The organism is uncultured Thiodictyon sp. (genome assembly GCF_903946935.1).
Classification (GTDB): domain Bacteria; phylum Pseudomonadota; class Gammaproteobacteria; order Chromatiales; family Chromatiaceae; genus Thiodictyon.
The window spans coordinates 1-8,924 of the sequence record NZ_CAJAXH010000121.1 but is presented as its reverse complement, the minus strand read 5'-3'; the positions used below and the strand labels follow the sequence as shown (position 1 = coordinate 8,924).

Genomic DNA, 8,924 nt, shown 5'->3' with positions numbered 1-8,924 from the left:
AGGATACCTGGCAGGCGACTCGATGCTGTCTTCATTCATATTGAAACCCGGAATAAGATCGCATTTTCGTATGGATTCCGGAGATTCTACAATTTTTTTGCTATAAAATCAATAATTTAGTTTCTAGACAGGCTCTAAGAATCCCCGGATGACCATTGTTGCACCGATTCGTGGCACGCCATCGGCTACTCGCCAAAGCAATCCAGTATCGCCCGACTGCGGTGCCGGGTGTGAAAGGATAGTCGTGCTGACAAATGCCGAGCGATCGAATCGCCGACTCGCTACTCTGCTGTCGGACCAGCGCCTTGCTGAGATCGCCACGCGCCACAGCGAAGACATGGTTAACAGGGACTATATGGCTCACGAGTCGCCCGACGGTCGCGGCCCGGCACAGCGCGTCGGAATGGGGCATCGGACCTTTTTCGGCACGACGCGAGAGAATGTCGCGCTCTACGATTCGTCGCCATTGCCAAGCGATCAAGTCGCCGCGCAGTTCGTGACGATGTGGATGAACAGCGAAGGGCATCGGCGCAATATCTTGTCCGACGACAGCACCCATATTGGCGTAGGCTGTTTCACGGCGACGGACCGAAACACCGGACTGGTGAAGCGCAAATGTACCCAACTGTTTGCGAATGTTTTCGCGTTCTCCGAGACGGCTATTCCTGAAGTCCTCTCGGCAGGTGAAGTGCTGTCGGTACGATTGGCACCGCAGTCCGGTTATCCCGCGGCGTTTGCCATTGTCCAGACCGACCGTATCACCGGACGCGTCATCTCCAGTCCGACCAGTGGACAGTTGATAGAGCGGCACGGTGTGGCCGAAGGGCGGCTCGAAATTAAAGGGCCGTCCGGCGCATACGGGTTAAGCATCCACATCCCTGATCGCTCGGTACCTGGGCGGTATTTCATCGTGACGGGGCCGTATATCCAAGTCAAAACGCGATAGGAACGCCACAGTGCTTCGCCCCCGGCATCTCCTGGAAGCCTTCGGCCGCTTATACCCCGGCACCTGGCGCGCCCTTGATGAGCTGCGCCAACCTCGCGCCAGCGATTGGCCCGCCTATGTCTACGTTCCCCTCCGTGCGCGCCCTGGAGCTCCGGGCGCAGTTCGACAAGGCGAGTTGCGACTTCGGTTTGTTGGTGGATTTCCTGGCCCGGGAATTGGTGGCTCGGCATCTGCTGGAGGATGATCGCACCTTTTTTCCCCTGTTCGCTGGCAAGCACGACGGGGCTCATTGATCTATCCTGGAGTGGCCGCCCGTCGCGGTGTCATGCGGCCTTGCCGCGTGATTTTATCGGCGGATTGACGCGGCGACTCAAGCTGAGTTCGGCTGATCAGTCATCGGGGCCTTCCCTGCGATATCTTCGGTGGCAGACGCGGCTTCTGCTGCCCCACCCCATGGTCCGGCTGTCGGGGTTGGACCCTGAACAAAGGGGTCTCGCTGCGACTGAGTCGGGATGCGCCGGGGTGATGCGGATGCGCGCCATCCCGATGACGACTCAGCCGGCACAGAAACGGCGCAGCCGCGGGCGGTCTCCTCGCCTGAGGGAATGAGGCGCGCCGATCGGGGCTGGCAGGGGCGGCATAGCGTGCGGCGTCAGACCCAGTTGTCCCTAAGCAACCCGCGGACCCGCTTGAATTCTTCAACGTTATTCGTGACCAATGTGCAGCCCAGGTACATCGCGTGTGCTGCAATCAGCAGGTCATTGGAGCCGATGGGGGTCCCTTGGGCCTCCCACTCGGTGCGGATTTCCGCATGCAGGTATTGGTGTCGAGCATCCAACGCATCAGAGGGCTTCCCGGGCCTGGGGTGGGGGCGCGTCGATAGCGTCGGGAAAATCCTCGGTGAGTCGCTGCCCCCGCGCGAAGTAGTCATCCCAGGAGCGCGGTTTGGGCGTCAGGACGATGCTGTCGCCCTCGCGATGAATCAGCACCTCGTCGGCATCGATCTCGAGGTCGCGGGGTAGCCGCACCGCCTGGTTGCTCCCGTTGCGGAAGAGCCGCGCGGTACGCACTTGGGCAGGATGCGGGGCGGATGCCCGAGGCTGGGTTTCGATCATGGAATCACCTCTCGCCTAGGTTGTACGCATAGGCGAAGTCTAGCCGAAATCGTTCACAAGGAGGCGAGTAGATGCGTGCGGACGAAGGGGTCGGTGTCGGTATGGGCGGCCAGTCGGCTGATCAGCGCCTGCGTCGGCTCCAGAGCGCCCGTGAGCGCGGCAGCCTGCAGGGCAACACTCGCTGCCTGCCACACATCCCCGGCCTTGATCTCGTAGCACTGCCCCTTGGCCATCCAGTGCAAGGCGGCCGTTGCGGCATCCAAGGCGAAGGCTGGATGGGTGCCGAGATGATCCCGCGCGGCACGCAGTAGGGTGCCGATATCCACCGCCGATTGGCGCGCCAGATCGGTGGCCAAGTCGAGAAATCCGAGCGTCTTGGCAGTGGCGAACCAGCGCCCCGGGTCGTCCGGGGTGGATGCGATGAGGTCGTCGAGGACCGTACGGGGCGCCTTGTCCGGGTATTTTTTCTTGACCGCCCGATAGGTGGCCAGATGGGTGCCGGCCTGGTTGGCGGCGATGGCATAGCGCCGGTACGCCTCATCCGATTGACGGGCGGCCAGCAGGACCTCCTCGCATGCCCGCGCGATGGTCACGGGGTTGTCGTTGCGTCCGCACGATGCCTCGGCGTAAGCGATGGCCGCGTTGGTTTGGCCCTGGGCGGCCAGGGCACGGACCCCATAGCGGCGGTAGTGCCACCAGAGAAAGGGCGCGGTTTCGATCAGGTCCAGGAGTTCCTGGTAACGCCCGGCGGCGAGCAGGCAGGAGAGGCAGGCCGTGGTGCCGCGGAAATAGGCTGGAGCGCTGGCCAGAGACGCTCCAGCAACAGGATCGCGCCCTCGGCTGCGCGCGCGGGCGCGCTGCGGTGGACCGCCTTGATCTCGGCGACGGCCTCTTTCAACCGCTGGATCGCCAGACTGGAGCCGCGCCAGCCGAAGGCGCGGGCGCGCCAGCGGGGGCGGAAGCTCATGGTGTCGATTGACAGTCGCTCGGGGTCTTCATCGTACGGGTTACTCGGTGGTTGGTCGCCGCCATCATGAGGCCAGCCGGGGCTGCGTCGCCAGATCGGCGCGCCGCACAAGGCGTTCGGATCGTCGGCATGGTCCAGCCGACGCTGCCTGGAACCGTCGTCACTCAGTTGTGCCTTTCTTTGGAGGCCATCTGTGCAACATGCCGGTTGATAGCTGGGACACTTGCCCCGCGAACAGAGACGTACTAGCCTGCACTGCTATGGATGAACTCGGCACGGCACGACCGTTATTTCCGCGAACGCTTTGGGCGGTTGGAGAGCGCATCCTCACCGCCGATCGCCTGGACGCGGTGCTGCACTGAGGGCACTGGTAGCACATCATGAAGGTCGTCAGCGGCGCTAGGCGCCCTGTTCAAACGGCCGGCCGCGGTCTCATCAAGCAGCGCGGTGGGCGGCGGTCCGGTCCGGTCCGGCGCGGAGCCATTGAGCGATGGCTGCTCGGAATCGACACGGATCGGCAGCTTCTGCCCTAAGTTGCTTCAGATTATTGTCAAATAGCGGACGTTGTCGATGACCGGAGCGGTGTCTTGACCTGCCTGATGACCGCCTGGGGCCAGCACGAGCGCGAGTTACGCGCCTGGTTCACTCACCGATTGGGTGATGCCAATGCGGCCGACGACCTGCTGCAAGACCTGTTCATCAAGGCCCTGGGCCGGAGCCGCCAGTTCTGCGAGATGGTCAACGCCCGCGCCTGGCTGTTCGCGGTGGCGCGCAACACCCTGGCTGACCATCTGCGTCTGCGTAAGGATCTGGTTGAACTGCCGGAGGATCTGGCAGACCCTCACGAGGAGCCGGTGCCCGTGGATACCCTGGCCGCCTGTCTGCCACGGGCGCTGGCGGAGTTGTCGGCGCAGGACCGCGAGGCACTCACCCTCTGCGATCTGGAAGGGATGAACCAGGAAGCCTATGCCCAACTCAAGGGCCTGACCCTGCCTGGTGCCAAGTCGCGCGTGCAACGCGCCCGCAAGCGCCTGCGCGAGCACCTCTCCACCGTTTGCCAGGTGCGGCTGGACGAGGCTGGCCGGGTGTGTTGTTTCGTTCCGCGCACGCCGCCTTTGACCCCACCGTGATGGCGTCGCTGGCCAGTCACTCACGGCCCGGTCTGCCGGGTTTTTCCAGCACAGCGGGCCTGCGGGTACCGCGTCCGCCGATGCTCGCACCGGTGTTGAGACCTGGGGGGGATTGCGCCGATCGGCCCGCCCCGACCGGCTGCATCCTTTTGCCGTCGCGTTCGTCTCCTTCCATGTAGCGGGCAATCTGCCCGCCGGCATGACCGTTCGCTGAAGGCTTTTATCCATGATCAGAATCAAGACAGTGGCCGGGCGCATAGGACCGAGGGCTTGAGTGTGGCCAGGCTCGCCCTCGCCGCCCTGCTGTCTTTTGCCCTGACCACCGCGTTCAGCATGGCCGGGCTGGGCGGGGCACTGATCCTGATCCCGGTCTTTCTGGCGTTCGGGATCGAAGTGCATACGGCCATGGCCACCGCCTTGCTGCTCAATGTGGTCGGGATGTCGATCGCCTCCATCACCTGGTCCTGATTGCCGTTGCCGCCAAGACGGCGTGGGACCTGCTGTGACTGCAACTGCGCATCGATTACCGCCTTTTCACATGGGTAAAGGCAGCCTGGAGAAGACCCCTTACGGCAAGCTCGCGCTGACCCTGGGGGAGGTCTTCCAGTTCGAGCGTGACTGGCTGCCGGAGGTCATGGGCTTCGTGCCCTGCTCCGCCTGCGGGGAGCCGGCCGCCCGCGCCTATCTGCGGATACTGGGCGAGAAACCCGTCTGCATCCCCTGCTCTGGCGACGATCGCTGATCGCTGCCGTCCGACCGAGACCCTCACTATGTCCACCGAAACCTCCCCCGCCGAAACCCGCGTCCTGGCCTATTGGCTTTGGGGTTTACCGCTGGCCGCCGCCGTGTGGGTGGTGGTCTATTGGCATCTCGCCGCCCTGGCCGATTGGCTGGTGTCGGCCGCCGGACTGTCGCGCGCAACCCACTGGGGCGAGGCGGTCCATTTCTTCCTCTACGACACCCCCAAGGTGCTGCTGCTCCTCACCGGCATCGTCTTCGTGATGGGTGTGATCCAGACCTTCTTTGCCCCGGAACGCACCCGGGCGCTGCTGGCCGGGCGGCGGCTGGGGATCGGCAACGCCATGGCCGCGAGCCTGGGTATCGTCACGCCCTTCTGCTCCTGCTCGGCGGTACCGCTGTTCATCGGCTTTCTCTCGGCCGGGGTGCCGCTGGGGATCACGTTTTCGTTTCTGATCGCCGCGCCGATGGTCAACGAGATCGCCCTGGTCTTACTGCTGGGCCTGTTCGGCTGGACGGTGGCGGCACTCTATCTGGGGATGGGGCTCCTGATCGCGATCGTGGCCGGGCTCATCATCGGCGAGCTCAAGATGGAGCGCTATCTGGAGGACTGGGTGCGTGCCATCCACCAGGGTGCGGCAGTGGCCCCCAGCGGCACGGGGTACGGCTGGGTCGAGCGCTTCGAGGCCGGTTGGCGTCATGTGCGCGAGATCGTCGGTAAGGTCTGGCCCTATGTCCTGGTCGGCATCGGGCTGGGAGCGGCCATCCACGGCTTCGTGCCAGAGGACTTCATGGCCAGTTTCATGGGCCGCGATGTCTGGTGGGCCGTGCCCGCCGCGGTGGTGCTCGGCGTGCCCATGTACACCAATGCCGCGGGAATACTGCCGATCGTCGAGGCCCTGATCGGCAAGGGGGCGGCGCTCGGTACCACGCTCGCCTTCATGATGAGTGTCATCGCGCTCTCCGCGCCGGAGATGCTGATCCTGCGCAAGGTGCTCAAGTGGCCCCTGATCGCGACCTTCATCGGGGTGGTGGCGACCGGCATCCTGCTGGTGGGCTATGTCTTCAATCTGGTGCTGTGACGGATGCTGTGTTGCATCCTTTTCGCCCGGACTTCGTCTCCCTCTGTGACCAACCCGTTTTCTACCGGAGCACACCATGAAAAACGTCAAAGTCCTCGGCCCCGGCTGCCGCAACTGCCAGGCCACGTTGACCCTGGTCGGCGAGGTCGCCCGCGCCAAAGGCATTGAGATCCAGTTGGAGAAGGTGGATCAAATGGCCGAGATCGTACGCTATGGGATTCTATCCACCCCCGGCGTGGTGATCGATGGCGAAGTCGTCCACGCCGGTGGCATACCTGACCGCAAGAAGGTGGAAAGTTGGTTTGGCCCGGCGGCCTGAGCCCAATCGTTCACTGCAGCTGAGGCTGATCCGAACGCGTCACCCGGGACCAGACGCGCCGCGCCGTCGTCGTCCTTAACCCCGCTATCCGCCGCGCACGAAGGCCCCGTGTCCGGCATAGACGGCAGACGCGCCCAGTGCCTCCTCAATGCGCAGCAACTGGTTGTACTTCTCGACCCGCTCGCCGCGGCAGGGCGCGCCGGTCTTCAGGTGCCCGGTGCCCAGGGCCACCGTCAGATCGGCGATGAAGCTGTCCACCGTCTCGCCGCTACGATGTGACACCATCGCCCCCCAGTTGGCACTGTAGGCCAGATGCACCGCGGCCACCGTCTCGGTGAGACTGCCGATCTGGTTGAGCTTGATCAGCACGGCGTTGGCGACGTCCTCCGCGATGCCACGGGCGATGCGTTCCACGTTGGTGACGAACAGGTCATCGCCAACCAGCTCGATCTTGTCACCCAGCGTGTGGTTCAGGAGCTTCCAGCCCGCCCAATCATCCTCGGCCAGCCCGTCTTCGAGCACGGCGATGGGATATCTGGCGACCCAATCGGCATAGATGGCCACCATCTCGGCGGCGTCCACCTTGCGACCTTCAGTGCGCAGGTGGTAGAAACCGTCCTCATAGAAGCCGCTGGAAGCCGGGTCCAAGGCGATCACGATGTCCTCGCCCGGCCGATACCCCGCATCCTCGATCGCTTTGAGGATCACCTCCACCGCCTCGGCGTTGCGTTTCAGGGCCGGGGCGAAGCCGCCCTCGTCGCCCACGCCGGTGGAGTGGCCGGCATCCTTCAGCACCTTCTTCAGGGTGTGATAGACCACGGCCCCCCAACGCAGGGCCGAGGCGAAGTTGCCGGCGCCCACCGGGGCGATCATGAACTCTTGGAAGTCCGTGCCCTGCCAGTTGGCATGGACGCCGCCGTTTAGGATGTTGAACATAGGTACCGGCAGGCGACAGGCGGCCGACCCGCCCAGGTAGCGGAAGAGCGGCAGTCCGGTGGCCACGGCGCCAGCGCGGGCCACCGCCAGGCTGGCTCCCAGAATGGCGTTCGCCCCGAGTTTGGACTTGAGCGGTGTGCCGTCCAGCGCCAGCATGGTGCGGTCCACCCCGCCCTGATCCAGCGCGTCCAGGCCGACCAGGGCTGCGGCAAGCTCGCCATTGACGTGACCGACGGCCTGTTGCACCCCCTTGCCGCCATAACGGGCGGGGTCCCCGTCGCGCAACTCCAGGGCCTCGTGGATGCCGGTCGAGGCTCCCGACGGCACCGCCGCGCGGCCGAAGGCGCCGTCCTCCAGGGTCACTTCCACCTCGACGGTGGGATTACCGCGGGAGTCCAGGATCTCGCGGGCGTGCAGGGCTTGGATGGTCGTTTTCATCAGTCAACTCCTCGTCAGGGTGAAGCGGCCTCAGTGTGGAGCAGGTTGGGTCCCGCGTAAGGCCCAGGTTGGGAGCAACAGCGCTGCGGCGAAGGCACAGGCGGCCGAGAAACCGAAGGCCGCGAGCGCCCCGACGCCTTGATACAGGACGCCGAACAGCAGCGAGGCCGGCAGGAGCAGCAGCCCCGCGGTCAGGTTGAACCAGCCGAAGGCGGTACCGCGCAGTGCCGCCGGTGCCAGGTCCGCCACCAGCGCCTTTTCCACACCCTCGGTCGCGGCCATGAAGATGCCGTAGAAGGCGAACAGGCCGAACAGGGCAAACGGCGTTCCGGGCGGCAGTAACCCCAGGCCAAAATAGAAGGACCCGTAGGCCAGCCAGCCGGCGACGATCAGACGTACCCGTCCCACCCGGTCGGACAGGGCCGACAAGGGGGTCGAGAACAGCGTGGCGACCAGCGACACGGCCGCCCAGGCCAGCGGCACCTGACTCTGCGGCAGGCCCAGCTCCTGGGCGCGCAGCAGCAGGAACATATTCGACGAATTGCCCAAGGTGAACAGGCCCAACACCACCAGATAGCGTTTGAAAGCGGGCGGGAGCCCGGCCAGCCGCCAGGAGAAGGCGGGCGGTGTGGGGCGTGCCCCGTCCGGTGCCGGCTCGCGCAGCAGCAGGGCCATGATCAGGCAGGCGACGGCGGGGACGGCAGCAAACAGGATGACCTCCCGGAGCTCCCACTCAAGACCCAGCAACAGGGCCGCCAACACAGGCCCCACCACGGCGCCCGCGTTGTCCATGGCGCGGTGCAGACCGAAGGCCAGTCCGCGCACTGAAGGGTCCACACTGGCGGCGAGCAGCGAATCCCGCGGGGAGCTGCGCAGGCCCTTGCCGACTCGGTCACCGAAGCGCAGCAGTGCCACCGCGGGCCAGCTCGCTGCGAACGCGATCAACGGTCGCGCGAAGCCGGCCAGGGCATAGCCCCCCACCACCCAGGGCTTGGCGCTTTGGGTGCGATCCACGATCACGCCGGAAAAGAGCTTCAACAGGCTGGCAGTGGCCTCCGCGATGCCTTCGATCAGCCCCAGGGCGCGCGGACCAGCCATTAGCACCGTGGTTAGATAGTGCCTGGCAGCAAACCGTAAAAAATCAATCAGCGCAATCTGTTATAATCTGACCCTAAGATCGAAGTTGGCCCGGCGCCGACTTCGATGGGGCTCGATAAAATCGGCAACCAACTGATTTTATTAAGCCGACATGT

Annotated in this window: 12 protein-coding genes and 1 pseudogene; 7 read left to right on the top strand and 6 right to left on the bottom strand. The window is 64.7% G+C overall.

Going from position 1 to position 8,924, the window contains the following annotated elements:
* The first annotated feature begins 148 nt into the window (after positions 1-148).
* Positions 149-946: a CAP domain-containing protein gene (locus tag QZX93_RS10830; RefSeq protein ID WP_295393283.1), complete on the top strand. Its 798-nt coding sequence runs from the start codon at positions 149-151 to the stop codon at positions 944-946.
* Positions 947-1,062: 116 nt separating this feature from the next.
* Positions 1,063-1,239, top strand: a complete 177-nt coding sequence (locus QZX93_RS10825) for a hypothetical protein (RefSeq protein ID WP_295393282.1) — start codon at positions 1,063-1,065, stop codon at positions 1,237-1,239.
* Between the two features lie 359 nt (positions 1,240-1,598).
* Here the strand turns inward: QZX93_RS10825 and QZX93_RS10820 are convergent.
* From QZX93_RS10820 to QZX93_RS10805, 4 genes and pseudogenes are all read right to left on the bottom strand, one after another.
* Positions 1,599-1,754: pseudogene (locus tag QZX93_RS10820) on the bottom strand (PIN domain-containing protein); the annotation flags it as partial.
* Positions 1,755-1,788: 34 nt separating this feature from the next.
* On the bottom strand, positions 1,789-2,061 hold the full coding sequence (locus tag QZX93_RS10815) for an antitoxin (protein WP_295393281.1): 273 nt from the start codon (positions 2,059-2,061) through the stop codon (positions 1,789-1,791).
* Between the two features lie 53 nt (positions 2,062-2,114).
* Entirely contained in the window at positions 2,115-2,654 is a 540-nt protein-coding gene (locus QZX93_RS10810) for a hypothetical protein (RefSeq protein ID WP_295393280.1), read from the bottom strand.
* Positions 2,655-2,779: 125 nt separating this feature from the next.
* The gene (locus QZX93_RS10805; RefSeq protein WP_295393279.1) at positions 2,780-3,028 is read right to left on the bottom strand and encodes a hypothetical protein; all 249 of its coding nucleotides are present in this window, start codon (positions 3,026-3,028) and stop codon (positions 2,780-2,782) included.
* A 587-nt stretch (positions 3,029-3,615) separates the two neighbouring features.
* Between QZX93_RS10805 and QZX93_RS10800 the strand changes: the two genes are divergently transcribed.
* From QZX93_RS10800 to QZX93_RS10780, 5 genes are all read left to right on the top strand, one after another.
* The gene (locus QZX93_RS10800; RefSeq protein WP_295393278.1) at positions 3,616-4,158 is read left to right on the top strand and encodes a sigma-70 family RNA polymerase sigma factor; all 543 of its coding nucleotides are present in this window, start codon (positions 3,616-3,618) and stop codon (positions 4,156-4,158) included.
* Between the two features lie 276 nt (positions 4,159-4,434).
* Positions 4,435-4,626 carry a hypothetical protein gene (locus tag QZX93_RS10795; protein ID WP_295393277.1) on the top strand — a complete coding sequence of 64 codons (192 nt, stop codon included), beginning with the start codon at positions 4,435-4,437 and terminating at the stop codon, positions 4,624-4,626.
* Between the two features lie 70 nt (positions 4,627-4,696).
* Positions 4,697-4,900 carry a TraR/DksA C4-type zinc finger protein gene (locus tag QZX93_RS10790; RefSeq protein ID WP_295393276.1) on the top strand — a complete coding sequence of 68 codons (204 nt, stop codon included), beginning with the start codon at positions 4,697-4,699 and terminating at the stop codon, positions 4,898-4,900.
* Positions 4,901-4,928: 28 nt separating this feature from the next.
* Positions 4,929-5,978: a permease gene (locus tag QZX93_RS10785; protein ID WP_295393275.1), complete on the top strand. Its 1,050-nt coding sequence runs from the start codon at positions 4,929-4,931 to the stop codon at positions 5,976-5,978.
* A 76-nt stretch (positions 5,979-6,054) separates the two neighbouring features.
* Positions 6,055-6,297: a thioredoxin family protein gene (locus tag QZX93_RS10780; protein WP_295393274.1), complete on the top strand. Its 243-nt coding sequence runs from the start codon at positions 6,055-6,057 to the stop codon at positions 6,295-6,297.
* A gap of 84 nt (positions 6,298-6,381) precedes the next feature.
* Here the strand turns inward: QZX93_RS10780 and eno are convergent, their stop codons facing one another.
* Positions 6,382-7,671 carry a phosphopyruvate hydratase gene (eno, locus tag QZX93_RS10775; protein ID WP_295393273.1) on the bottom strand — a complete coding sequence of 430 codons (1,290 nt, stop codon included), beginning with the start codon at positions 7,669-7,671 and terminating at the stop codon, positions 6,382-6,384.
* A 30-nt stretch (positions 7,672-7,701) separates the two neighbouring features.
* Entirely contained in the window at positions 7,702-8,775 is a 1,074-nt protein-coding gene (locus QZX93_RS10770) for an MFS transporter (RefSeq protein ID WP_295393272.1), read from the bottom strand.
* Positions 8,776-8,924: the final 149 nt, after the last annotated feature.